We start from the raw sequence: 23,738 nt of genomic DNA on the forward strand, positions 1-23,738 counted from the left end.
CCGGCGGCAGGCCACCCGAAGTAGCGGATATCGGCAGTTCTGCCCATACGGGCCGCGGCCGGTTTACCGGCGCGCCGACCGCGGGACCGCGGGGACGTAGAGCCCCTCCCGCTCGGCCCGCACCGCCGCGAGCGTCCTCGTCGGCGCGTCGAGCTTCACGAGCAGGTGCTCGACGTGTGCGGCGACGGTCCGTGGTGCCACGACCAGCGTCCGGGCGATCTCCTGGTTCGAGCACCCGTCGACCACGAGCCCGAGCACCTCCAGCTCGCGGGGGGTGAGCCCGTGCAGGTCCGGCGCCGGCGACACGACGACCACGCCGCGCAGGACCGCCGGCACGTCGTCGGGCGCGGCGAGGGCGGTGACCCGCGCGTGGCCGTCGGGGGCGTGGGAGCCGCCCAGGGGCCACAGGAAGGACGAGAACACCTGCCCGTCGGTGATCCGCCCGCACGCCGCGGTCAGGACCGGCGAGCCGACCGCGAGCAACGGCCCGGCGTCGAGGCCGGGCAACGGCTCGGTCCGTCCGTCCCTGCGAAGAACCGTCCCGGCCGTCGCCCCGCGGACCAGCCGCGTGACGCTCAGGACGGAGCGCATCGGGTCGATGCCGTGGGCGAGCACCGGCGCGAGCCGCCCGAGTCGGCGGCGCGCGGCCGGGGCCGGTGGCTGCCGACTTTCGGACAGCACCGTCAGGAAGCCGACGTGACGGCCTCCGTGAGCGAAGAGCGCGACGGACAGGCACTCATGGATGCCGGCCGGGATCAGGCACTCGGCCCACGTCGGGAGCTCCTCGGCCGGGTAGGGCAGGTCCGACAGGCTCACGGGCGGGCGATCCCGATCGACACCGGCGGTCTCGATGTCGTGCGCCGCCTGTGGCCCGCTGAAGATGTCGACGACGCGGTCGTCCAGGTCGGCACTGGCGAGCGAGCTGAAGCTGCTGCGGAGGGGGTCGGCGAGGGCGATCCACGCGGCGTCGAACGGGACGAGCGGGCGGAGGACCTCGAGCAGGGCCTGCGCGCGCTCAGACGTGGTGCCGGCCGAGGAAGCGGTCTCGGCCAGCAGCAGTTCACCGACATCGTGCGAGCGCATGAGGGCCCTTCCTGGAGCTCGGTGAGAGCGGACGCATGGAGGCCGTGACCGAGCCGGCTGCTCGACGGGGGCGGGCGCACACGGACCAGGTACTGATACCGCAGGACGCGGCGGTCCACCGGGTGTGCCGTGACGTAGAACCACATGCCCGTGAGTCCTGGCCTCACGCGGGGGGCCGGGCCCGGTCCGCGGCGGTAGCGTGTCCTGTGGACCTGCGCCAGCTCCGGTACTTCCTCACCGTGGCCGAGGAACGGCGCTTCGTCTCTGCCGCGCGCCGGTTGCACGTCGCCGCTCCGTCGCTCTCGCAGCAGATCCGTGCGCTGGAGCGGGATCTGCGCGTCGCGCTCTTCGACCGCACACCGCGGGGAGCGGAGTTGACGCCTGCCGGGCGCGTCCTGATGGAGCGGGCACGGGTGATCCTGGCCGAGGTCGACCGGGCCCGGGAGGACGTGCGATCGGCGGCGCCGGACCGTAGGGAGCAGGTGTCCCTCCGCGTCTGCACGATGGCGGAGCGGGTCCTCGACGGCCCGCTGCGGCTGGTCAGCGTCGCGCTCCCGGGCACGGAGGTCGTCGTCGCCTCCAGCCCGGGGGACGACGCCGTGGAGGCCACCCGCCAGGGACGGGCCGATGCGGCGGTCGTCTGGTACCGACCCCAGGAGCACCGCGACCTCGACGGTGTCGTCCTCGGCTCGGTGCTGTTCGGCATCGTCCTGCCGCAGGGGCATCCCCTCGCGGGACTGGCGGAGATCCCGGTCGCCGGTCTCGACCACGAATCCACGGTGATGTTCCCGTTGCCTCCCTTCGCCGGCATCTGGCAGCGCACCGTCGACCACCTGCTGCCCGGGGGACCGCAGCCGGGACAGGTCGTCGTGGAGCCGGACCTCATCAACTGCCCCGAGGCGATGTTGCGGGCGGTCGCTGCGGGGTCCGGGGTGGCGCCGGGGATCCTCGGCGTCGCCGAGCACATGGACGTGGCCGGGATCGTCGTGCTGCCGCTCGATCCGCCGCTGTTGCTCGACCTCGAGGTCGTCTGGCGCACTCCGCCGCGCCCCGCCGTGCGCGGCCTCGTCGACTTCCTGGCCGCCGCGGTGGACGACCCGGAGGTCCTCGTCGCGCCGCCTCGTCGTCCCCCCGGCCGGAGGCCGTGAGGCGTCAGGACGACCTCCTCGCAGCCGTCCCCGCTCGTCTCGACCGTGCCGTAGCCGTACAGGTGGTGGTGGCTCAGGTCGCCGCCGTCACGCCCGGTGGGATGCGCAACCCGCCGCGCAAGGCACGCATCGTGGCCGACGTGAGGTCGCTCGAACGCAGGGCCCCCAGGCTCCGGCCGAGGCTGTCGGCCACCACCGTCGTGCCCACGTGGAGTGCCTGCGCCAGAGCGGGGATGTGGGTGACGCCCTCGATCAGGAGGCCCAGGACCCGGAGATCGAGGACGTCGAGGCCGTGCAGGTCGCCCGGTGGGCCCAGGAGCACCGCGGCAGAGAGGTGGTCCAGGTCGGGGCGGGCGAAGTCGAGCGCGGTGACCCGGACCAGCTGCGCGCCGTCCGCGCCCGCTGTGGGGGCGAGGAACGAGGTGTACGCGCCGCTGTCGGCCAACTCGTCCGCGGCGACCGCGAGGATCGGGGAGCCTGGCGCCAGCAGGCGGTCGTCGGGGAGACCTGGCAGCGGCAGGACGTCGCCTCCGCGGGTCAGGACGATGCCGGCGTCGGCCTTCCGGATGATCCGGGCGGTCTCGGCGATGTCCCGGCTGCGGTCGAGCTCGTCGGCCACCACCGTGGTGATGGCCGCGATGACCCTCCGGTCGGCCGGGCTCGGCCGCGAGGGATCGGCGGAGAGGAGAGCGAGGGAGCCGATGTGCCGACCGTCCGCCGTGAACAGGGGGGCCGCCACGCCCTGGCGGAAACCGGCCGGGAGCAGGTGGTCGGCCCACGCGCGGACCTCGGACAGCGGACCCGGGATCTCGCTGGCGAGCATGGGCAGCCGCCGCCGGTTGAGCCCCAGTCGTTCCAGCTCCTCGTCGGCCTCCGGACGGGCGAAGTAGTCGTAGAGCGGCGCGGCCGCGCCCGTGCTGGCCAGCGGGAGGTGCCGGTGCCGCTCGGGGTCGCGTGCGGCGATCCAGCCGGCGTCGAACGCCATGATCCGCCTGAGGTGGTGCAGAACCTCTGCAGCCCGTTCCTGCACGGTCGCGGAGGAGGCGGCGATCCCCGCGAACTCCCGCCGCAGCTCCGGGAGCGGCGGTTCTCTCCCCCTCATGGCGGCGGTCCCTCCTCCGCGCGTGGCGGGACGTACGAGCCGGCGCGTTCGGCGCGGGCGGCGGCGTGGGTTCGCGTCGGCGCACGCGGCGTCGCCGGGATGGGCGCGACGTGCGCCGCCACCGTCCGCCGGGAGACGAGGGGCGTGCGCGCGATCTGCCTGTTCGCGCAACCGGCCACCAGGGCCGGCCGGGCGCTGTCGAACGGGACCACCCGGCGCAGCACGGCGAGTGCCTCCTCGCCACGGCGTGGCAGCGGGTCGGAGGGACCGGCGATCGCGGTCATCTCGAGGGCCGCCGGCCCGTAGTCCCGCATGGCCGTCTCCCGATGCCCGGCTGATCCCTGCCTGCAGATCCCGAGGATGAGGGCGCATGCCCGCGTCCGGCATCGGCAGAGCGACCGATCCTCCCCATCCCGATCCGGAATGGGCATGTCTACCGATACCGGAGCGTCTCCGCCCGGCGTCCCATGGAGGAGCCTCCGGCGCCGCCACGGTCGACGTCCAGGGCGTCCCTGATGAACGAGACGAACGAGGAGTCAGCATGAAGGCAGTGGTCTACGAGGGCCCGCGTCAGGTCAGCGTCAAGGACGTACCGGACGCGCGGATCGAGCGGCCGACCGACGTCCTGGTGCGGATCACCTCGGCGAACATCTGCGGCTCGGACCTGCACATGTACGAGGGCCGGACCGATTTCGAGACCGGGCGCTGGTTCGGGCACGAGAACCTGGGCCAGGTGGTCGAGGTCGGCGACGGGGTCGACAAGGTCCGGGTGGGCGACTGGGTGGTCCTGCCGTTCAACATCGCCTGTGGTCACTGCAAGAACTGCGAACGCCAGCTCACGAACTACTGCCTGACCGCGCAGCCGAAGCAGGAGTGGGCGGGCGCGGCGTACGGCTTCGCCGACATGGGCCCGTACGGCGGGGGACAGGCGGAACTGCTGCGCGTGCCCTGGGGCGACTTCAACTGCCTGCGGCTGGGCGAGGACGCCGAGCAGCGCCAGACCGACTACGTGATGCTCGCCGACATCTTCCCGACCGGCTACCACGCCACCGAGATGGCCGGCGTCAAGCCCGGCGACCAGACCGTCATCTACGGCGCCGGCCCGGTCGGCCTGATGGCGGCGCTCTCGGCCACCATCCGCGGGGCCAGCAAGGTGATGGTCGTCGACCGGCAGCCCGACCGGCTGAAGCTGGCCGAGTCGATCGGGGCCATCGCCATCGACGACTCGAAGGTCGACCCGGTGCAGGCGGTCCTCGAGCAGACCATGGGCCTCGGCGCCGACAACGGGTGCGAGTGCGTCGGGTACCAGGCGCACGAGCCCGACGGCCAGGAGAAGGCCAACCTGACGATGAACCGGCTGGTCGCCTCCGTGCGCTTCACCGGGACGATCGGCGTCGTCGGGGTGTTCATCCCCCAGGACCCCGGGGCCAGCGACGAGCTGGCCAAGCAGGGCAAGCTCGCCTTCGACTTCGGCATGTTCTGGTTCAAGGGCCAGAAGATGGGCAGCGGGCAGGCGCCGGTCAAGAAGTACAACCGGCAGCTGCGCGACCTCATCGCCGGGGGCAAGGCCGAGCCGTCGTTCATCGTCAGCCACGAGCTGCCGCTGGACCAGGCGCCGGATGCCTACGAGCACTTCGACAACCGTGACGACGGCTGGACCAAGGTCGTCCTCCACCCGGCGATGGCGGGGGCCTGACGTGGCGGGCGAGCTCGACGGACGCCGGGTCGCCATCCTCGCGGCCGACGGCGTGGAGCGGGTCGAGCTGGAGCGGCCCCGGCAGGCGCTGGAGGACGCCGGTGCCCGCACCGACGTCGTCTCGATCGCGAGCGGCGAGATCCTGGCGCGCAACCAGGACCTCGAGGACGCCGGCACCTTCGGCGTCGACCGGCTCGTCGGGGCGGTCTCCATCGACGACTACGACGCGCTGCTGCTGCCGGGCGGGACGGTGAACCCGGACAAGCTGAGGATGGAGCCGGCCGCCGTCGCCTTCGTCCGCGACTTCGTCCGGTCCGGCAAGCCGGTCGCCTCGATCTGCCACGGTCCGTGGAACTTCGTCGAGGCCGACGTCGCGCGCGGTCGCCGGCTGACCTCGTGGCCGAGCGTCCGCACCGACCTGCGCAACGCCGGCGCGGAGGTGGTCGACGAGGAGGTCGTCACAGACGGCAACATCACGACGAGCCGGTCGCCGGACGACCTGCCGGCCTTCTGCGCACGCATCGTGCAGGAGTTCGCCCGCGCCCTGCAGCCCACCGGGGCGGGGAGTCGGGCATGACGTCCTCGATCGGGAACGTGGCGTCCGTAGCCGCCAGGGCCGGGGGGTCCGTCGTCCGCCAGGTGCGGGCGGTCATCGATCCGTCGGCCGCCCACCCGGCCGGCGCCGGCCAGCCGGCGTCCGGGTGGCTCGCGGTGACGGTGTTCCGCGAGCCGTCCGACATCGACACCGCGGTGCTGCCCGCCCCCCTGGCCGAGTTCGGCGACCGGATCGAGGTCCGGGTCCGCCGGGCCCCGGGCGAGAAGGGCACCGAGCTGGCCGCCCGGCTGCGCGACCAGCCGGCACCGGGCAACGCGCTCAGCCGGCTCAGCGGCAGCGATCCGCACGGCCGGCTGCGGTCCGCGCTGCGCAAGGCCAAGCAGCTGATCGAGGTGGGCGAGGTGCTGGCGGTGGACCCGGCACCGCACGGCAAGCGGACGGCGACTCCCGGCGGCGCCCTGCTGGAGGCCTGGACCAAGGTGGCACCGAAGGCGGGTGTGCGGTGAAGGCGGTCACCTGGCGCGGGGTGAACGAGATCGGTGTCGAGGACGTCGCCGAGCCCACGATCCTCAACGACCACGACATCATCCTCGAGGTGGGGCTGAGTGCCACCTGCGGCTCGGACCTGCACCTCATGGGCGGCTACATCCCGGCCATGCGCGCCGGTGACGTGCTCGGGCACGAGTTCATGGGCACGGTCGCCGAGGTCGGCCGCGGCGTGACCAAGCACCACGTGGGTGACCGCGTGGTGGTGGTCTCGTTCACCAGCTGCGGGCAGTGCTGGTACTGCAAGCAGGGGCTGTTCTCGCTGTGCGACAACGGCAACCCCAACCCCGGGATCACCGAGGCGCTCTGGGGGCAGGCCATCGGCGGCTGCTACGGGTACTCCCACGCGCTCGGCGGCTACGCGGGCAGCCACGCCTCCTACATCCGGGTGCCGTACGCCGACCAGGGTGCCTTCGCGATCCCGGACGGCGTCTCCGACGAGCGAGCCCTGTTCGCCTCCGACGCCGCACCCACCGGGTGGACCGGGGCCGACCAGGCCGGGGTGCGGGCCGGGGACGTGGTCGCGGTGTGGGGCGCCGGAGGCGTCGGCCAGATGGCCGCACGCAAGGCGATGCTCATGGGCGCCGAGCGGGTCGTGGTCATCGACCGGTTCGACAACCGGCTCGAGCAGGTCCGCACGCACGTCGGGGCGGACACGCTGGACTACGAGGAGGTCGACGTCCCCGCCGAGCTGCGCGAGATGACCGGTGGCAGAGGGCCGGACGTCTGCATCGAGGCCGTCGGCATGGAGGCGCACGGCACGGGTCCGCAGTACCTCTACGACCAGGTCAAGCAGCAGATGCGGTTGCAGACCGACCGGCCCACGGCGGTGCGCGAGGCGATCTACGCCTGCCGCAAGGGCGGGTCCGTCTTCACCCTCGGCGTCTTCGCCGGTCTGGTGGACAAGTTCCCCCTAGGCGCCGTGATGAACAAGGCGCTGACCCTGCGCGGCGCCCAGCAGCACGGGCACCGCTACATCCCGGAGATCCTCGACCTCATGAGCCGGGACGAGGTGAGGACCGAGCACCTCGCGACCCACGTGATGTCGCTCGACGACGGGCCGAAGGGCTACCGGATGTTCAAGGACAAGGAGGACGGGTGCGTCCGTGCTGTGTTCCGTCCTGGTGCGTGAGGCGCCGACGGGTGGATCGCCCCGGGTCGGGGCGTAGAGCCGGGGCGGGACCCCCGCCGGCCCGGTGCGGGGCTCGCAGGTGAGCGTCGCACCGAGCCGGACGGCGGTGGACACGGGCCCGCGGCCCACGATCCTGTCGTGGCGCCGACTGCTGATCTGTCTCGCTGGCGGTCTCGTCGCGGCCGGACTGGCCGTGCTGGCCGGCGTCCCCGAGATCGCGGTGCTCGTCGGCTGGGCCGTCGCCGCCGGCGCCCTGCTGGTCTGGGTGTGGCGGATCAGCTGGCCCCGCGACCCGGACGGGACGAAGCGGCTGGCCGAGGAGGAGGGGCAGACCCGCGTCACGGACACGGCGGTGCTGGGAGCGGCGGTGGCCAGCCTCGCAGCCGTCGCGGAGGCCCTCGTCCGGTCCAGCTCCGGGGGCGCCGTCGGGGTTGTCACCGTGGTGCTCGGCGTCCTGGTGGTGATCGTGTCGTGGGCGCTGGTCAACACGGTCTTCGCGCTCAAGTTCGCGCGCCACTTCTACTCCGGCGGCGACGGCGGCATCGACTTCGGCCAGCGGGATCCGCCTGCCTACAGCGACTTCGCCTACCTCGCGTTCACGGTCGGGATGAGCTTCGCGGTGCCGGACACCCAGATCGCGGACACGTCGATCCGCAAGGTCGCCCTCGGGCACGCGCTGCTGTCCTACCTCTTCGGCACCGTGGTGATCGCCGTGGCGGTGAACCTGGTGACCAACCTCGGACAGCAGGGATAGCCGCTGGGGACGGTGTTCACCCGCTCAGGCGAGCCGACCGGCCCGGCGTCGTCGCCGGCGTGCCGGATCGAGCAGCTGCTCGAGAGCAGGGCCGGTCAGGTGCGGTGCCGCGGCCTCCGTGCGCCCGGTGAGCAGGAGGAGCAGAGCCTGGACCGGCCCCCGGATCTCGAGCCCGTCGCCGGCGGTCCAGTCGACGTCGGTGGCGACCAGTCGCGTGCCGCGCAGCCGACGACGGGCCCAGAACGGCCAGCCCATCCGCCAGACCCGCTCCGCTCCCGCTCGGGCCGCGTCGACCGGCATGTTCGCAGCCAGACCGAGCGGCACCGCGACGTCCTGGACGTGCACGAGGGTGTCGAACAGGAGGTTGTCCACCGTCGTGATGGCGGGCCTGCGCCGGCTGGAGGCCATCTCCCGCAACTCGGCCACGAGGTGGGCGGGAGGACGGTCGGCGTGCGCGACCGCCAGCTCGCGGTTGACGGCGTCGAAGCTGCCGCCGGCCCGGAGCGCCAGGGCGAGGATCCGGACCAGCCCGGGGGACTGCGGGGTGAGGGCGACGTGCGCGACGACGTCCTTGACCCGCCACCGGTCGCACAGCGACTGCCGTTCCCAGTCGTCGTCCTCCAGGTCGGCGACCAGCTCGGCCAGGGTCCGCCGTTGACCGGCGATCACCCGCCACTTCTCCTCGAGGTCCATCGTCGTCCCCATTCGTAAGAGACTCTGACCAGATGGTCAGAGTGTCTTACCATCGCCTAGCATCGTCAAGCATGGAGCCGCTGAACGTCGGACTGCTGCTGTTCCTGCCCTACCGGGCCATGGAGGCGCGCGTCTTCACGGGTCTGGCCGAGGCCGGCTTCGACGACGTCACCCCTGCCCAGGCTCGGGTCTTCCAGCGGATCTCGCCCCACGGCAGCCGGCTCACGGACCTGGCCGCCCAGGCGGGGGTCACCAAGCAGACCGCCGGGTTCCTGGTGGACCAGCTCGAGCGTGCCGGGTACGTCGACCGCGTTCCCGACCCGGCGGACGGGCGCGCCCGCCTGGTCCGCGTCGCGGAGCGGGGTGCGCGCAGCGTGGAGGCGTCCCGCGCGATCGTCGCGCAGGTGGAGGCCGAGTGGACCGCGCACCTCGGTGAGCACCGGATGGTCGAGCTCCGGGAGATCCTCACCGACCTGCGCGAGATCACCGATCCGTGGCGGTGACCGGCCGACGACAGAGGCCCCTCCGGGGCCATGGTGCGTCTGCCCGGCGGGCGCTCGCCGTGACGCAGACTTGCGAGCCGCGGGCGGCTCGGATGACGATCGGGTGCACGTCGTCTCGTGCACCGGTGCGCGCGACGGCCAGGCTCCGTCGGTCCAGGACCCGGCTGGCGGGGCCGCCTCGGACACCCGGAGGTCGGGCGTCGCCAGGCGGAGCGAAGCCGATGCATCCGCACCCACCGGTGGGGACGAAGACCTGGCATGAGCGTGACGACTGCGGACGGCGCCCCGGACGTCCTCCTCGTGGAGTTCGAGCTGGCCCGCCTGGACCTGGCAGCGGCCACGGCGGCCCTGCGCCACAAGGACACACCTGCCGCGCGCGGGGAGGTCGCGGAGTGCCGGGCGCGGATCGACAGGATCCTCGACTCCTGGAACGCCGGCGCCCGGGTCCCTCTGTGACCCGGCCGTCGACGCCGGACGATTCGCGCCCGGCGCCCATCCGGGTCACCCTGCGCCGGTGAGGATCCTGGTCACCGGCGCGTCCGGATTCGTGGGCAGCCGGCTGGTCGCCGCGCTCGACGGGGAAGGCCACGAGGTCCGCGCGATGACCCGACGCCCCGAGCGCTACGAGGGCGTCGGCACCCCGGTCGCCGGAGACGTCGGGGACGAGGGCTCGCTTCGGGGTGCGCTGGAGGGGTGTCAGGTCGCCTACTACCTGGTGCACTCCCTCGACGACCCGGACTTCGAGCGCAAGGACGCCGAGGCGGCGCGTGCCTTCGCCCGAGCCGCGGCCGCGGCCGGGATCGACCGGATCGTCTACCTCGGCGGCCTGGGCCAGGACGGCGACACGCTGTCCCGGCACCTGCGCAGCCGCCGAGAGGTCGAGCGGCTCCTGGGCAGCACCGGTGTGCCGGTGACAGTGCTGCGCGCGGGCATCGTGGTCGGGCACGGCGGGGTGTCGTGGGAGCTCACGCGCCAGCTCGTGGCGCACCTGCCCGCCATGGTCACGCCGCGGTGGGTCAGCACGCGCACGCAGCCGATCGCGGTGGCCGACGTCGTCCGGTACCTGGTCGGCGTCCTCGACGCGCCGGAGACCGCCGGGCGGGTGTTCGAGGTGGGCGGCCCGGAGGTCCTCACCTACCTGCAGATGATGACCCGGGTCGCCGAGCTCCAGAACAGGCATCTGTTCGTCGTCCCCGTGCCGCTGCTCAGCCCTCAGCTGTCCTCGCGCTGGCTGGCTCTGGTCACGGACGTCGACGTGGCCACCGGCCGCTCCCTGATCGACTCCATGACCAACGAGGTGGTCGTCACCGACGACGCCATCCGTTCGATCGTGCCCTTCGAGCCGATGGGCTACGACGAGATGGTGATGACCGCCCTGGTGGAGCGGGCACGGGAACGCCGGCGGCAGGCCGGTGAGCGTCGCGGCGGATGGCTGAGCCGCGGAGCGCGGCGGTGACCCGCCTGCGCGCCGTCGGGGTCCGGGTCCGGCGCGCGGCCGAGCCGCTGCTGCGCCGCGTGCCCCGCGACCACTGGGAGAGCGACGAGGCGTTCCGGCGCCGCCGGCGGGTCACCGGCGCCACCGCCGTCGCCGGCGCGTCGCTGCTCGGGGTGTCTCTGTCGACGCCGCCCGGTTCGCCGCGGTTCTACGGGCTCACGCTCGGGGTGGCCGCCACCTGGGTGGTCGGCGGCCTGGCGTCCGGCCCGCTGCACCTGGGGCGGATGTTCGGTCCGGGGGAGCAGCTGCGCCGGCCGGTGGTCACGCCGGTCCTCTCCGGGATCGGCGCGTTCGGTGCCTTCTACGCCGCGGCGCTGGTCGCCCGGCGGATCCCCGTCCTGGAGCGGGCTGTCGCCTCGGTCCTCCGCTACGCCGACCAGGGGACGACGCCGCTGGTGCTCACCACCACGCTGGCCAACGGCGTCGCGGAGGAGGTGTTCTTCCGCGGCTCGGTCTACGCGGCGGCCGCCCACCGGCCGGTGCTCGCCTCGACCGTCGTCTACGGGCTGGCCACGACGACCACCCGCAACCCGGCGCTCGTCCTGGCCAGCGTCCCGATGGGCGTGCTCTTCGCCCAGCAGCGCAGGGTCACCGGAGGCATCCAGGCGTCGATGCTGACCCACGTGGTGTGGTCGGCCCTGATGCTGCGCTACCTGCCCCCGCTGTTCACCCGCGGGCTCGCCGAGGAGCGGGTCACCGCCGGCGCGTGAGTCGTCCGGGTGGGGCGCGGCGGCCTCGACGACCGCCGCGCCCCACCCGTCAGCGACGGCGGCGCAGCAGGACGGTGACCAGCGCCGCCGCCACCGCGGCCGCCGCGAGGACCCGGCGGCCGCGGCCGGCGGCGATCACCACGACGGCGGCGCCGGGCCGGACCAGCCGGGTCCCGAGGAGCAGCCCACCCGCCGCCGAGTCGACACCGGCACCGGCCACCGCCACCGGGCGCGTGGGGGAGGAGAGGTGCGCCGTGATGCCTGCCTGGGCCAGTGCCTCGGCGAGTCCTCCCAGGTCGCGTCGGCCCGGCGCCAGCCCCGTGCGTGCGGTCGCCGCCTCCCGGACCCGCGCCACGAAGGCGCCGACGTCCTCGGCGACGATCCGCACGTCCGAGCCCTCGGCGTGCACCTGCACGCCCGACCCGTCCACCTCCAGCGACAGGTCACCGGACAGGTGCACCGGGCCGCGCGGGTCGGTCATCCCCGGCTGGCGTTCTCGGCGGTCGTGATCCGCAGGGTGCCGTTGAGCTTCCAGGTCGCGCGCGGAGCGTCCGAACCCGTCTCCCGCGGCACCTCGACGGTCATGTCGACGAACTCGTAGTTGATGGCGGCGCCCTTGCCGGTCAGGTAGGCCCACATCTCCTTGCCGAGGTCGGCGAAGCTGGTCTTCTCGTGGCTCTTGATGTCCCGGGAGCCGGTTGCGACGTCGGTGCTGTTCACGCTCATGGTGCGATCTCCTCGCGCGTCATGGGGCCGCCGGCGTTCCGACGGGTTCGTCCGTGGGGTGCCTGATGACCTCTCTTCGTGGCGACCGGCGTCCAGGGATGCGGACATCTGGTCGTTCTTCTGCCGGTGCGCGCGAGGCGCACCGACGTCTTCGGCAGCGCTGGGACGGACAGGAGGACGAACGGGTGGCCCGGGGGCGCACCGCCGGCTCCGGGCGATCGGCGCCTCGTGCGAGCGCCGGCGTCCGATGCCGCGCCGGCGGGACTCCCGGCCCGGGCAGCCGGCCCGGCCGGAGGCCCACAGCGGTGGCGAGGGGCAGGTGTGGGGGTGGGTGTGGGAGTGCTGTGGGTGGGGTGCGAGGCCGCCGGCCGACAGGCTTCCCGGCATGACGCACACACAGAACGCCCAGCTCACCGACGTGTCGGACATGTACACCGTGCACCGCGCCTTCCGCCGCGAGTTCGGCCTCATGCCCCGCCTCGCCCGGTCCGTGGCCGCCGGCGACACCGCCCGCGCCGCGGTCCTCGCCGACCACGGCCGGCGGATCCTCACCGGCCTGCACTACCACCACAGCGGTGAGGACGAGCTGCTCTGGCCGATGCTGCTGGAGCGCTGCCCGCCGGACGCCGAGCTGATCGAGCGCATGGAGGCCCAGCACGAGGGCGTGCACGAGCTCATCGAGCGGCTGCAGACGGCGCTGCCCCGCTGGGAGGCCGAGGCCCGCCCGGCCGTCACCGAGGAGGTGGCCGACACGTTCGCGGCGCTGCACGCGGCGCTGCTGGAGCACCTCGGCGAGGAGGAGCAGCACATCCTCCCGCTGGCCGCCCGGCACGTCAGCCAGCAGGAGTGGGCCCAGCTCGGCGAGCACGGCTTCGGTCAGATGGCGAAGTCCGAGCTGCCGCTGATGTTCTGGATGGTCGTCGAGGAGGCGACGCCGGAGGAGGCTAAGGAGATGTACGCCAACGTCCCTCCGCCCGTCCGCCTGCTGCTGAGGACCGTCTTCGCGTGGAAGTACCGGCGTTACGTCAGCCGCGTGCGCGGTTGATGCGGGCGGCGAGGTCGGGGACGTCGGCCGGCTGCACGTGCCGGCCGCGTTCCCAGGCCTCCCCGAACCGCTCCTCGCCGAGCGTGTCGCGGGCCGCGTTGAGCCAGCGGTCCGCGAGCTCCGGATCCGGGGGGACGGCGACGGTCAGCGCGGCAGCGGCGGAGCCCGCCCCGAACAGCTCCGCGGCGAGCTCCGGCTGCCCGCGCTCGGCGGCCAGGGCGCCGAGGTCGGGCAGCGCGTAGGCCAGGTTCCACGTCGTCGGTACCTCGGCGGCCAGCTGCACGACCTCCAGCAGCAGCTCCAGCGCTGCGTCGTCCTCGCCCCTGAGCCTGGCGAGGGTGGCCCGGGCGTTGAGCGCCGTCGCGACGGTGAACGGGGCACCGGTGTCCCGCGCCAGGTGTTCGGCGTCGGCCAGCACCTCGGCCGCGGTCGGCAGGTCACCGAGGCGCAGCAGCCGCCGTCCCTCGACCTGCGCGGCGTGCGCCTCGGCCCACGCATTGCCCGAGTCGTGCGCGACCCGGCGCGCCTCGTCCACGCGAGGCGCGGCGGCCGCCGGCTCGTCGAGGAAGAGCGCCGCGGACGCCCGCAGCATCAGCGCCTCGGCCAGCAGCGCGTCGTGCTCCGCCGCGCGCGCGGCCCGGGCGGCCGCATCGGCCGGCGCCACGATGCCGGTGAGGTCGCCGGTGGCGTAACGGAGCCCGGCCAGACCGGTCCCGCGGGCGGCGCGCCCGACGTCGTCGAGGCCCTCTTCGGGGATCCGCGAGACCCACCCCAGGCCTTCGACGCCGTAACCGCGCAGCGCCCAGTACAGCCAGCTGTCCGCGGCGAGCACCGCCGCGTGTTCGTGCCGTGCTGAGCCGAGCAGGTGGGCGAACGTGGCTGCCAGGTTCCCGTGCTCGGCGGCGAGCCGGTCGAGCGAGCGCCGCTGGCGGGCGTCCTGGAGCCCCGGGCGGGCGCCGGCGGCCAGGTCGAGGAAGAAATCGGCGGCCCGGTCGGCGACAGTCCCGGTCTCGCCCGCCTCGGTCAGCCGCGCGGCTGCGTACTGCCGGACCGGCTCCAGCATCCGGAAGCGGCCGTTCTCGGCGACCACCAGCGACTGCTCGACCAGCCCGCCGAGCACGGGCAGCGCGTCGGGTTGCAGGTGCTCGGCCGCGTCCAGGGAGAACCCGCCGGCGAAGACCGACAGCCGCCGCAGCAGCGCCTGCTCGGCGGCGGTGAGCAGGTCGTGGCTCCAGTCGAGGGTGGCGCGGATGGTGCGCTGCCGTTCGGGGAGGTCCCGGCTGCGGGGCGAGCTGACGGCCTGGTCGAGCCGGTGCAGCAGCGCATCGGGAGCGAGGTACCGGGTGTGGGCGGCGGCGAGCTCGAGCGCCAGGGGCAGCCCGTCGAGGCGACGGCAGATGGCGGCGACGTCGGCGGCGGTGCCGGCGCTGAGGACGACGGTGCCGCCCGCGGCCCGTGCCCGGTCGAGGAACACCTGGGCGGCGGGGGAGCGGCCGACGTCGTCCGGGTGGGGGCTGCCCGGGAGGCCCAGCGGTCGCAGCGGGTACTCGTGCTCGGCGCGGATGCGCAGGGGTGCGCGGCTGGTGGCCAGCACGGTCAGGCCCGGCGCCCGGGCCACCAGCTCCGCCACGTCGCCGGCCGCGTCCAGCAGGTGCTCGAGGTTGTCCAGGACCACGAGCCGCGGCCGGCCGCCGAGGTGCGCGACCACCGCGTCGAGCAGCGGCGTGCCGGACTGGCGCAGGCCGAGAGCACGGGCCAGCGTGGGCAGCACCAGGCGGGCACCGGTCACCGGCGCCAGCTCCACGACCGTGACCGGGAGCCCGACCGCGGAGGCGACGTCGAGAGCGAGGCTGGTCTTGCCGACCCCGCCCGGCCCGGTGAGCGTGACCAGCCGCTCGTCGTGCAGGAGCCGCACCAGCTCGGCCCGCTCGCGGTCGCGGCCGACCAGCGGGACGGCCGGTGCCGGGAGGGGCTGGGCTCCGGCGGTGGTCGCCGGCTTCGCGGCGGCCGCGAGCGCGTCGCGGTCGGCGTCGTCGAGGCCCAGGGCCGCGGCCAGCGCACGGACGGTGTGCGGGTAGGGACGGCGGCGTTCGCCCCGCTCCAGGGCGCTGACCGCCTTGGCGGTGATCGCGGCCCGCTCGGCGAGCTCCTCCTGGGTGAGCGCCGCCTGCTCGCGGAAACGGCGCAGCAGCTCCGCGAACTCGCCCGGCGCCTCGGTCATCGGCCGGGAACGTAGCAGCGCCCAGCCGTCGGGCGCGGTGACCGCGCGCCGCCCCGGACGAGGCAGGCCCAGGAACAGGTGAACCCCCGCCGATCCGAGGATCGCGGGGGTCCAACTCGGTGTCCGAGGGGGGACTTGAACTCCCGTTGAATGACGAGCATCCGGATACCTTGAAGTCCCCTGACCTGCACTTTCGGCGTGACCGACCAGACCGCCACGGCCGTGAAAGGCACCCAGATACCCCGGAATACGCCGGCTGCAGTATCACGCGAAGTATCACGAACCAGTCGGAGCGCTCCCCGTGGTGGCCCGGCGACAGCTGATGAGAGGCGTGCGTGGAGTAGCCCTGGCGAAGCTGCGGTTCTCAAGTCCAAGACGCCGGTCGACTGGTCATAGGCGTCGCGACTGCATCGGCACTTGGCCGAGCCCCCGCGGCTGTTGTCAGCAGACCGCACCGGGTCGCTACCCCTGGGCAGGGGCCACAGAAGCACCCTTGGAGCCGTCGCTTCGCCGACGCGGGTCCGACGTCTCAGCGAGATCGCCGTCTCCAGACACCCCCAGGCAGGCCAGAAGCGGAAGCCGAGGAATCAACACTCGACGTCCCAACCGTAGTGCAGGCAGTTCGCCCTTCTGGATCGCGCGAGTCACCGTGCGCACGTCGACGCCGAAGACCGAGGCCGCCTGCGCGACGGTCACAACGGCGGAGGGGCTGGCCTTGAGGTCCTCGAGGTTCACCGCGCCTCCTGCGTACGAGCTGGGACGTCGAGCTGCGCCGACGCTGTCTGCCTCATGAATGGTCGGGCACTGGCCTTCCGTCGTTCTGCAGTTCCTCTCTTTGGGGGACGCGCGCCCGCGCGCCTGACCTTGCCTCAACGGGGGATGAGGTCGAGCCGATGGCGCTGGGGTGCCCCATCCCGCAGCCGCAGCTCGGTTGGGGATTCTCGGCATCCTCCGGTCTCGCTCCTGTACTTCGCCAGCCGCCAATTCGTGTCGCGCCGGTGGAGTGGCGCTGCGGGATCGGATGGGCGCTGGGCGCTAGGGTTCAGCGCCACGGGGCGGGTGTTCACCGAACGGGTGATGGGGGGCTGCCGTGGCGCGGCCGCTGCTTCGAGGCGATCGCCTGCAAGCTGCCCGTGAGGCCAAGGGGCTGACCAGAGAAGACCTGGCGACGAGGCTGGAGCTCTCCAGCCCGGTGCGCATCCGGGTCTGGGAGACGGGGCTCGAGCGTCCACGGCCTCGCTTCATACCGCGCCTGGCGGTCGCGCTTGGCGTCGAGCCCTTGTACCTGCTCGACGCCGATCCGGACGATCCGCCCTTGGCGGCTCTTCGCCTGGCGGCCGGACGTGCCACGAACGAAATGGCTGCTCCGGGCGTATCCGTGATGACGTACGTGCGTCTGGAGGACGGCCGCCCTGGCGCGGCTCCCTCCACCACAGTCCTGACCGCCGTAGCCGGCTTGCTCGGCGTGGACGTCGCACGGGTGGAGGCTGCCGTCCATCGCTCGCGTTGCAATCACGCATCCTCGGCCTCGTTCAGCGGCTGAACTGGAGAATTACTGGTGAATGGGCCTCACCTCTCAAGCGATTCCGGTGGTAATTTCCCGCCACCGCTGCCCGGGAGGTACCCATGGCCCGCACGACAGAGTCGAGCGTGACCTGCGCCGGCCCAGTGACCAGCCTTGTGCGGCGACCGCTGACGGCCATGCTTCGACCGGAGCATCCGCGCGCCCGTAGCGGCCGGTCACGATGACTGTGCGGCGGTGGGTGACTGGCGCGTGCATTGCGTTGCTGCCCCTTGCCGGGTGCTCGGAGGGCGAAGCCTCCCCGGATGGCTCCTCGCCGACCGCGACGGCACCGTCCGAGATCAAGGCGACACCTCCTGCGACAAGCAAGGCGTCGACTCCGGAGGAATTGGCATCTCAAGACGCGATGACGGCTTTCGAGGAGATGCTGCGAGTGACGGACGCAGCCAGTCGGGATCCAGGTTCCCGGGACTGGGAGCAAGAGATCCGGCGATACGCGGCCGACCCTGCCGCCTTCCTCGCCGTCCAGTCGGTACGTGACTTGGCGACGCTGGGCCTGCGCCAGGAAGGCGACTCGCGCGTCGACGTGGAGGTTGCGGCCGTAGACCTGGAGGCGCCGGAAGGGCCAACTGTTCGACTTACCGCTTGCTACGACAGCCAAAGCGCGCAGATCGTCGACATAGCAACCGGCGATGTCGTCCCACCGGGGACTCCGCCTCGCTATATCTGGGACATCTCAATCATTCGGTACGTCGAGGAACCGGGTGAGCCCTGGTTGGTGAGCGGCCTGGACCCGCTGACGGACCAGCCATGCTGAGGATCGCCCGCGGCTTCCTGTCTCTGGTTGCGGCAATAGCGGTGATGGCAATGAGCAATCCAGGCGTCGCCGTGGCTGAGCCGCCGGTCGAGTGCACCAAGACCAACCCGCGTACCGGGGGGTGCCTGCTCTGGGCCTCAGTGCCGGAAAGTGGAGGTGCCGGCAGTGGCACCGGTTCAGGGGTGCCCAGTGGTACGGAGCAAAGCAGCAATGAAGCGAATCCGCCGAACCCGTGCACGTACTCGGTGGCGGATCCTCAGCCGTGGCCTGGGCACCCGGTCTGGGCCGGACAGCGCCCGGAAGACGGAACGATCTGGACGTTCGCCTGCCCTCGGCCCGCCGGTTTCGGTTCCGGCCTGTGGTCCGGGCTGGTCTTCCTGGCGAACGGGGCCGAGGTCCCCGCCGCACCATTAGTGGATCCGCGTGCTCTTGCCCAGCAGGCGATCTCGTCGATGACGTTGCGGGCACCAGAGATCCGGATGGCGCCGCCGCCGGGTTCTGTGAGCGGACTGGTGGGCCTGCCCGTGTGGATGTGGGTCGAGCGAAGTGCCGACATCACCGGCCCGGCCCGTGCCTCTGCCTCCGCCGGTGGCATGACCGTGACCGCAGTGGCTCAGGTCAGCCAGGTCCTCTGGGACATGGGAGACGGGAACACCGTCACCTGCGGCCTGGGGACGCCGTATGTGGACGGCGTCGGGACTGCCTCTCCTGACTGTGGCTACCTCTATGCACAGGCATCGAGCCGACACGTGCCCGGTGGCGGGCCCTGGCCGATCACCGCGACAAGCACGTGGGCGATCACCTGGTCCGGCGGGGGCATGTCGGGAACCGAGGCGCTGGAGCTGTCGTCGTCGTCCGAGCTGTTCGTTGGCGAGTTGCACGTCCTCAACCAGGACGGGAGCAGCCGATGACCCGCACCCAGCCTCCGAAACCGAGCGCGCCGCTCCCTCCCCAGGCGGTCAACGGACTGTCCCGAGCGCCCGTGTTGCCGGCACCACGTCGGCGCCGCCGTCCGGCCCTGCTGGCCCTGGCCGTCACCATGGTCATCCTCGGTGCGCTGGGTGCGGCCTACCTGGCGACGTCGCTGGGGCAGACGTCCTCGGTGATCGCGATCGCACGGGAAGTGCCCTGGGGCCAGACGCTCACCGCAGCCGACCTTGCGGAAGCGCGGATCTCGGCCGACCCTGCGTTGGAGCCCATCCCGTACGCGGAGCGCGACCAGGTGATCGGGCGGATGGTGGCGTCCACTCTCGCGCCGGGCTCGCTGCTCACCCGGGATGCGCTGACCGATCAGCGGCTTCCGGCTCCCGGCCAGCAACTGGTCGGCGTCGGCGTGTCGACCGTGCAGCTACCGACAACCGCGCTGCGCGCGGGCGACGACGTCCTCTTGGTGCCCGTGGTCGCAGGCGCTGCTCCAGCCACAGGGGCGGCGGGTCCCGGTGTGGTGGAGGCGACCGTGGTGCAGACGGGTCCGCCCGGGACTGACGGGCTGCGAGTGGTCGACGTGCTCGTCGACTCGGCCGACGGGCCGGACGTCGCCGCTCGCGCTGCTGCGGGTCTGATCGCCATCGTCGTGGTGCCCGGCGAGTAGGGGACGGCTGCCGTGTTCATCGCGCTGTGCTCGGCCAAGGGTGCACCCGGGGTGACTACCAGCGGGCTGGCGCTGGCGCTGTCCTGGCCGCAGCCGGTGGTGCTGGCTGAGCTGGATCCGGCCGGCGGGGACGTTCTGGCGGGGTACGGCAGAGGTGAGGTGTCCGCCGTTGGGCTGGCCGACCTGGAGCTTGCGGCGCGACGCGGCGGTATGGCCCGGCAGCTGGACGCCCAGCTGCTACTGCTCGACGCCGAGGGCCAGGCGCGGCTCTTGCCCGGCCTGGCCGATCCCGCCAGCGCCCGACACGTGGACTGGGATCGCCTCGCCGCCGTGCTGGCGTCGATAGAGGACGGCGCCGTCGACGTGCTGGCCGACTGCGGACGGCTGCGCGCCGAACACTTCCCGGCCGCGGTGCTACATCGGGCCGCCGCCGTGGTGGTGGTCACCGGCTCCACGCTGCGAGCCGTGCGCGCGGCGGCACACGCGATCGCCGAGCTTCGAGAGGGTGACGGCCGCCCCGGCACGCTGGCCACGCTGGTGGTCGGGCCGGGGGAGCCGTACGGCGAGCGAGAGATCAGCGAGGCGCTCGGCGTACCGGTTATCGGTTCCCTGCCCAGGGATGGAAAAGCGGCCGCAGTGCTCAGCGACGGTGCGCCGGCCGGACGGTTGTTCGCCCAGTCCGTGCTGCTGCGGGCCGCCCGAACCGTTGCCTCCCGGTTCGTCGAGTCTGCCGCAGCGCACGAATCCCGGCTGACGCCGCCGCCGACGCCGCTGTCTGCATCGGCGACCGCGGTCGGGGGCAGCGGTGTCCGCTGACCTCACCACCGACCTCCTCGGCGTCGGACCCGTGCCTCGAGGACTCGACGCCTCAACGGTTCCGGTGGACTGGAGGCTGGTGCGGCGGCTGCACGAGGCGACGGCGACCGGCCTGGCCGAGGAGCTCAAGCGCCGTCCGTCGCTGAGCCTGGCCGCGCAGCAGGAGCTTGCTCGCACGTTGATCCAGGACGGGATCGACCAGCTGGTCCGAGAGCGGATGCACGCGGGGCCGGCGGTGCCTTCGGCAGCCGAGGAGCAGGCGATCGCCGAGGCGGTGTTCGCCGCCCAGTTCGGGCTGGGCCGGCTGCAGCCCTACGTCGACGACCCGCTCGTGGAGAACATCGAGGCGCACGGGCACGACAACGTCTGGGTCGGCTACGCCGACGGCCGAGATGTACGGGTCCCTCCGATCGCGGATTCCGACGAGGAGATGGTGCGGCAGCTGCAGCACATCGCCGCCCGGCTGGGCCGTGCAGAGCGGACGCTGACCACTGCGAGCCCCCTCCTCACCATGCGGTTGCCCGACGGGTCTCGGCTGGCGGCGGTGATCGAAACGGTGCCACGCCCACAGCTGGTGATTCGCCGGCACCGGATCCGCAACGTCGAGCTCGACGACCTGGTGGAGCTGCGGGCGATCGACCGGCCGCTATCGGAATTTCTGCGGGCGGCGGTGCGGGCTCGGAAGAACATTGTGGTCACCGGCGGGCAGGCCGCAGGCAAGACGCTGCTGTTGCGAGGGCTGGCCAACGAGCTGCCGGTCGAGGAGAACCTGGCGACGATCGAGAAGCACTTCGAGCTGCTGTTGCACGAGCTGCCTGACCGGCATCCGCGGGTGGTGCCGTTCGAGGCGCGGGAGGGCACCGGCGAACGTGGTCCGGACGGCCGTCGCCTGGGGGAGGTGACGCTGACCGAGCTGGTCGAGCACGCATTGGTGATGAACGTCAGCCGGGTGTGGCTGGGGGAGGTGCGCGGCGACGAGGCGTGGCCGCTGATCGAGGTGATGGAGGCCGGCGAGGGCGGCTCGTGCTGCACGCTGCACGCCCGCTCGGCCCACCACGCCTTCGAGCGGCTGGCCAACCTCTGCATGCGCGGCCGCGCTGCCGTCAGCCCCGAGCACGCGTACCGGTCGTGTGCGTCGGCGATCGACCTGGTCGTGCACATCACCACCGTTGACGAACGGTGGATCGGGGGAGAGCGGCACCGGTTCGTCAGCCAGGTCGTCGAGTGCAACGGAGTGGGGGAGGGCGGGCGCCCGGCACTCACGGAGGTGTTTGTTCCGGGCCCGGACGGACGAGCGATGCCTGACCACGACCCGGTGGCCCTGGCCGACTACGTCCGGGTCGGGTTCGATCCGGACTGGTTGCGACCCGGCCGCGGTCATTGGGCCGGCGCGGTGGGGCGACCACGGTGAACGGCCCCGTGCTGCTGGCCGGCGTATGCGGGGCGCTGCTGGTCGGAGGCCTCTTGCTGGCCGCCCGCGCCCTCACCGGCCCGGAGACTCCGGCGCGGCCACGCCGCATATCGCGTCCGACGGCGCAGGCCGACCGCCAGGCGGCGCGGCGACAGCGGAGGGTGTGGGTGGGCGGCGGCGTGGCGGCGGTGGCGGTGTGGCTGGCCTCCGGTTGGCCGGTCGGCGGTGTGCTGGTCGGGCTGGCGGTGGTCGGTGTGCCTTGGCTGTTGGCGCAGTTCTCTGCCGGAAACGCCGCGGTGGAACGGCTGGAGGCACTACAGGAGTGGGTGCGACGCATCTCCGACGTGCTGGCCGCCGGTGGGGGCCTGGAACAGACGCTGATCCGATCGGCCCGCACCGCGCCGGAGCCGATCGAGGCGGAAGTGGCCACGCTCGCGTCTCGGCTACAGGCGCGGTGGCCGACGTCGCGGGCACTGCTGACCTTCGCCGACGACCTGGACGACGCCACCGGCGACCTGGTGGTCGCCGCTTTGCTGCTCGGATCAGAGTTGCGCGGGCCGGGGCTGGCGCGGGTGCTGACCGAACTGGCGCACAGCCTCAGCGAGGAGGTCACCATGCGGCGCAAGGTGGAAGCCGACCGCGCCAAGCCCCGGGCAAACGCTCGATGGCTCCTACTGATCACGGTCGTCACATCCGGGCTGGCCGCACTGAACGGCGACTACCTGGCTCCCTACGGCAGCGGGCTGGGGCAGCTGGTCCTCGCGGCGATCGCCGCGCTGATCGTGGCCTGCTTGCTGTGGATGCGTCGACTCACCGTGCCCACGCCGAGTCCCCGCTTCCTGATCGATCGGGAGGGCGGTCGACGGGCCGAGCTCGAACCGGAGGGGGTGCCGGTCCGATGAGCGGCACTCAGATGATGCTGGTCGGCTCCGGGGCGCTCGCCGGGCTCGGGGCGCTTCTCCTGCTGCGAGCGGTGCTGGTCTTCGAGCAGCCGCAGCTCTCCGACGCGCTGGCCCGCCTGGACGGGCGCATGGACCCGGCCCTGGTCGGACAGGACGCGGGGGCGGGTGACGGGTGGGGGCGAGCGGCCGGGCGCGCCGGGGTGTGGATCGGTGCCCGGTTCAGCGCCGCCGGGCTGCGGGCGCCGGGTCAGGGGCTGGCGCTGATCGGCTGGACACCGGAGGGCTATGCCGCCCGCAAGGTCGGTCTGGCTGTGTTCGGCGCGGTCTTCGTGCCGTTGCTCACCGCTGTGCTCGGTCTGGTGGGTCTTCGGTTGCCCGTGGTGGTGCCGGTAGTCGGGTCCCTAGCACTGGCCGTCGTCCTGTTCTTCGTCGTCGACCTCATCGTCCGCGATCAGGCCACCGAGGCGCGCGGCCAGATGCGTCGGGCCCTCTGCTCCTACCTTGACCTGGTCGGCTTACGTCGTGACGCCAGTGAAGGCCCGACCATCGCCCTGGAACGGGCCGCCGCGTTGGGCGAGGGCTGGGTGTTCCGTCGGATCACCGACGCCCTGGTCGCTGCGCGGCTGGCCGGCGAGCCGCCTTGGGACGGGCTGCGCCGGCTGGCCGCCGACACCGGCGTCGGCGAGCTGACCGACATCGCCGACATCGCGGCGGTCGCCGCACAGGAGGGCGCCTCGATCGCTCCGACGCTGCGGGCCCGGGCGCAGTCTCTGCGGGTGCAGTTGCTGGCCGAGGAGGAGGCCGCCGCCAACACCGCCAGCGAGAAGCTCAGCGCCCCGGTGGCGCTGCTCTCGATCGCCTTCCTGCTGCTGTTCCTCTATCCGGCCCTGGCCCGCCTGATGGGCACCTGACCGCACAGCCCCGACCGAAGGGATCACCATGACGCCGCTGTTCAGCACCCTGCTCGCCCTCGGCGGGGCCCTACGCGACCGGATCCGTTCGCGGCGCGCGGAGCCGGAGCGGGGCTCGCTGTCGGTCGAGCAGGTGATCATCACCGTGGCCCTGGTCGGCATCGCCGTCGCGCTGATGGTGGTGATCGCCAACGCGGTCACGTCCCGCTCCGGCCAGATCCAGTAGCCGGGTCATGCCGACCCCTGCCCAGCACCGCGGCCGCCCTGGGCCACCCGGGTGCGTGGGTGCCTCGAGCCGCCGTCGTGGCGGCCGGTCGTGCGACGGGGGGAGCCGGCGGTTAGCGGGGGAGCGGGGGTC

The 23,738-nt window shown here is 73.0% G+C and carries 28 protein-coding genes; 20 read left to right on the forward strand and 8 right to left on the reverse strand.

Annotation, left to right across the window (positions count from 1 at the left end; translation table 11 throughout):
• Positions 1-63 precede the first annotated feature (63 nt).
• Positions 64-1,083, reverse strand: coding sequence for a helix-turn-helix transcriptional regulator (locus DCS98_RS12240; protein ID WP_116451655.1), 1,020 nt, complete (start codon positions 1,081-1,083; stop codon positions 64-66).
• A 206-nt stretch (positions 1,084-1,289) separates the two neighbouring features.
• Between DCS98_RS12240 and DCS98_RS12245 the strand changes: the two genes are divergently transcribed.
• Positions 1,290-2,231 (forward strand): LysR family transcriptional regulator, encoded by a 942-nt coding sequence (locus DCS98_RS12245; protein ID WP_164704534.1) that lies wholly within the window; start codon positions 1,290-1,292, stop codon positions 2,229-2,231.
• 73 nt (positions 2,232-2,304) lie between these two features.
• On the opposite strand, the gene DCS98_RS12250 is transcribed toward DCS98_RS12245, so the two are convergent.
• Together DCS98_RS12250 and DCS98_RS12255 are read right to left on the reverse strand one after the other, a co-directional pair.
• Entirely contained in the window at positions 2,305-3,333 is a 1,029-nt protein-coding gene (locus DCS98_RS12250; RefSeq protein WP_164704535.1) for a GAF domain-containing protein, read from the reverse strand.
• Entirely contained in the window at positions 3,330-3,647 is a 318-nt protein-coding gene (locus DCS98_RS12255) for a helix-turn-helix transcriptional regulator (protein ID WP_116451658.1), read from the reverse strand. Before DCS98_RS12255 ends, DCS98_RS12250 begins: the two co-directional genes overlap by 4 nt.
• Positions 3,648-3,874: 227 nt before the next feature.
• Here DCS98_RS12255 and DCS98_RS12260 point away from each other — a divergent pair, with 227 nt between their 5' ends.
• From DCS98_RS12260 to DCS98_RS12280, 5 genes are all read left to right on the forward strand, one after another.
• Positions 3,875-5,029 carry a glutathione-independent formaldehyde dehydrogenase gene (locus DCS98_RS12260; RefSeq protein WP_116451659.1) on the forward strand — a complete coding sequence of 385 codons (1,155 nt, stop codon included), beginning with the start codon at positions 3,875-3,877 and terminating at the stop codon, positions 5,027-5,029.
• A gap of 1 nt (position 5,030) precedes the next feature.
• Entirely contained in the window at positions 5,031-5,606 is a 576-nt protein-coding gene (locus DCS98_RS12265) for a type 1 glutamine amidotransferase domain-containing protein (RefSeq protein WP_116451660.1), read from the forward strand.
• Complete coding sequence (locus DCS98_RS12270; protein WP_116451661.1) at positions 5,603-6,091, forward strand: hypothetical protein; 489 nt, start codon at positions 5,603-5,605, stop codon at positions 6,089-6,091. The genes DCS98_RS12265 and DCS98_RS12270 overlap by 4 nt, the downstream gene beginning before the upstream one ends.
• Positions 6,088-7,263: a zinc-dependent alcohol dehydrogenase gene (locus DCS98_RS12275; protein ID WP_116451662.1), complete on the forward strand. Its 1,176-nt coding sequence runs from the start codon at positions 6,088-6,090 to the stop codon at positions 7,261-7,263. Before DCS98_RS12270 ends, DCS98_RS12275 begins: the two co-directional genes overlap by 4 nt.
• Positions 7,264-7,342: 79 nt before the next feature.
• The gene (locus DCS98_RS12280) at positions 7,343-8,017 is read left to right on the forward strand and encodes a DUF1345 domain-containing protein (protein WP_241037741.1); all 675 of its coding nucleotides are present in this window, start codon (positions 7,343-7,345) and stop codon (positions 8,015-8,017) included.
• Between the two features lie 24 nt (positions 8,018-8,041).
• Here the strand turns inward: DCS98_RS12280 and DCS98_RS12285 are convergent, their stop codons facing one another.
• On the reverse strand, positions 8,042-8,722 hold the full coding sequence (locus tag DCS98_RS12285; protein WP_206340234.1) for a maleylpyruvate isomerase family mycothiol-dependent enzyme: 681 nt from the start codon (positions 8,720-8,722) through the stop codon (positions 8,042-8,044).
• 59 nt (positions 8,723-8,781) lie between these two features.
• Between DCS98_RS12285 and DCS98_RS12290 the strand changes: the two genes are divergently transcribed.
• The 4 genes from DCS98_RS12290 to DCS98_RS12305 all read left to right on the forward strand — a co-directional run bounded on the left by DCS98_RS12290 (position 8,782) and on the right by DCS98_RS12305 (position 11,418).
• Entirely contained in the window at positions 8,782-9,213 is a 432-nt protein-coding gene (locus tag DCS98_RS12290) for a MarR family winged helix-turn-helix transcriptional regulator (protein WP_116451665.1), read from the forward strand.
• A 258-nt stretch (positions 9,214-9,471) separates the two neighbouring features.
• Entirely contained in the window at positions 9,472-9,669 is a 198-nt protein-coding gene (locus DCS98_RS12295) for a hypothetical protein (RefSeq protein ID WP_116451666.1), read from the forward strand.
• Positions 9,670-9,727: 58 nt separating this feature from the next.
• Positions 9,728-10,669: an NAD(P)H-binding protein gene (locus DCS98_RS12300; protein ID WP_116451667.1), complete on the forward strand. Its 942-nt coding sequence runs from the start codon at positions 9,728-9,730 to the stop codon at positions 10,667-10,669.
• Entirely contained in the window at positions 10,642-11,418 is a 777-nt protein-coding gene (locus DCS98_RS12305; RefSeq protein WP_116451668.1) for a CPBP family intramembrane glutamic endopeptidase, read from the forward strand. Before DCS98_RS12300 ends, DCS98_RS12305 begins: the two co-directional genes overlap by 28 nt.
• 49 nt (positions 11,419-11,467) lie before the next feature.
• Here DCS98_RS12305 and DCS98_RS12310 read toward each other — a convergent pair whose 3' ends face one another.
• Positions 11,468-11,899 carry a hypothetical protein gene (locus tag DCS98_RS12310; RefSeq protein WP_116451669.1) on the reverse strand — a complete coding sequence of 144 codons (432 nt, stop codon included), beginning with the start codon at positions 11,897-11,899 and terminating at the stop codon, positions 11,468-11,470.
• Positions 11,896-12,144, reverse strand: coding sequence for a hypothetical protein (locus tag DCS98_RS12315; protein ID WP_116451670.1), 249 nt, complete (start codon positions 12,142-12,144; stop codon positions 11,896-11,898). The genes DCS98_RS12310 and DCS98_RS12315 overlap by 4 nt, the downstream gene beginning before the upstream one ends.
• 385 nt (positions 12,145-12,529) lie before the next feature.
• Here DCS98_RS12315 and DCS98_RS12320 point away from each other — a divergent pair, with 385 nt between their 5' ends.
• Positions 12,530-13,189: a hemerythrin domain-containing protein gene (locus DCS98_RS12320; RefSeq protein ID WP_116451671.1), complete on the forward strand. Its 660-nt coding sequence runs from the start codon at positions 12,530-12,532 to the stop codon at positions 13,187-13,189.
• On the opposite strand, the gene DCS98_RS12325 is transcribed toward DCS98_RS12320, so the two are convergent.
• Both DCS98_RS12325 and DCS98_RS23330 read right to left on the reverse strand, forming a co-directional pair.
• A complete protein-coding gene (locus tag DCS98_RS12325; protein ID WP_116451672.1) occupies positions 13,170-15,410 on the reverse strand; it encodes an ATP-binding protein in 2,241 nt (746 codons plus the stop codon). The genes DCS98_RS12320 and DCS98_RS12325 overlap by 20 nt on opposite strands.
• Before the next feature lie 462 nt (positions 15,411-15,872).
• The gene (locus tag DCS98_RS23330) at positions 15,873-16,145 is read right to left on the reverse strand and encodes a helix-turn-helix domain-containing protein (RefSeq protein WP_206340236.1); all 273 of its coding nucleotides are present in this window, start codon (positions 16,143-16,145) and stop codon (positions 15,873-15,875) included.
• Between the two features lie 355 nt (positions 16,146-16,500).
• Between DCS98_RS23330 and DCS98_RS12335 the strand changes: the two genes are divergently transcribed.
• From DCS98_RS12335 to DCS98_RS12375, 9 genes are all read left to right on the forward strand, one after another.
• On the forward strand, positions 16,501-16,953 hold the full coding sequence (locus tag DCS98_RS12335; RefSeq protein ID WP_116451674.1) for a helix-turn-helix domain-containing protein: 453 nt from the start codon (positions 16,501-16,503) through the stop codon (positions 16,951-16,953).
• Between the two features lie 385 nt (positions 16,954-17,338).
• Positions 17,339-17,749 carry a hypothetical protein gene (locus DCS98_RS12340; protein WP_241037743.1) on the forward strand — a complete coding sequence of 137 codons (411 nt, stop codon included), beginning with the start codon at positions 17,339-17,341 and terminating at the stop codon, positions 17,747-17,749.
• Positions 17,743-18,660, forward strand: coding sequence for an ATP/GTP-binding protein (locus DCS98_RS12345; RefSeq protein WP_241037745.1), 918 nt, complete (start codon positions 17,743-17,745; stop codon positions 18,658-18,660). Before DCS98_RS12340 ends, DCS98_RS12345 begins: the two co-directional genes overlap by 7 nt.
• The gene (locus DCS98_RS12350; protein WP_116451676.1) at positions 18,657-19,340 is read left to right on the forward strand and encodes an SAF domain-containing protein; all 684 of its coding nucleotides are present in this window, start codon (positions 18,657-18,659) and stop codon (positions 19,338-19,340) included. The genes DCS98_RS12345 and DCS98_RS12350 overlap by 4 nt, the downstream gene beginning before the upstream one ends.
• Before the next feature lie 12 nt (positions 19,341-19,352).
• Entirely contained in the window at positions 19,353-20,156 is an 804-nt protein-coding gene (locus DCS98_RS12355) for a CpaE/TadZ family protein (protein WP_116451677.1), read from the forward strand.
• 64 nt (positions 20,157-20,220) lie between these two features.
• Entirely contained in the window at positions 20,221-21,567 is a 1,347-nt protein-coding gene (locus DCS98_RS12360; RefSeq protein WP_241037747.1) for a TadA family conjugal transfer-associated ATPase, read from the forward strand.
• Complete coding sequence (locus tag DCS98_RS12365) at positions 21,564-22,469, forward strand: type II secretion system F family protein (RefSeq protein ID WP_116451899.1); 906 nt, start codon at positions 21,564-21,566, stop codon at positions 22,467-22,469. Before DCS98_RS12360 ends, DCS98_RS12365 begins: the two co-directional genes overlap by 4 nt.
• Entirely contained in the window at positions 22,466-23,380 is a 915-nt protein-coding gene (locus DCS98_RS12370) for a type II secretion system F family protein (RefSeq protein WP_116451679.1), read from the forward strand. The genes DCS98_RS12365 and DCS98_RS12370 overlap by 4 nt, the downstream gene beginning before the upstream one ends.
• Positions 23,381-23,408: 28 nt before the next feature.
• Positions 23,409-23,606, forward strand: a complete 198-nt coding sequence (locus DCS98_RS12375; protein WP_116451680.1) for a hypothetical protein — start codon at positions 23,409-23,411, stop codon at positions 23,604-23,606.
• Positions 23,607-23,738: the final 132 nt, after the last annotated feature.

This window comes from Blastococcus litoris (genome assembly GCF_003075095.1).
GTDB classification, from domain to species: domain Bacteria; phylum Actinomycetota; class Actinomycetes; order Mycobacteriales; family Geodermatophilaceae; genus Blastococcus_B; species Blastococcus_B litoris.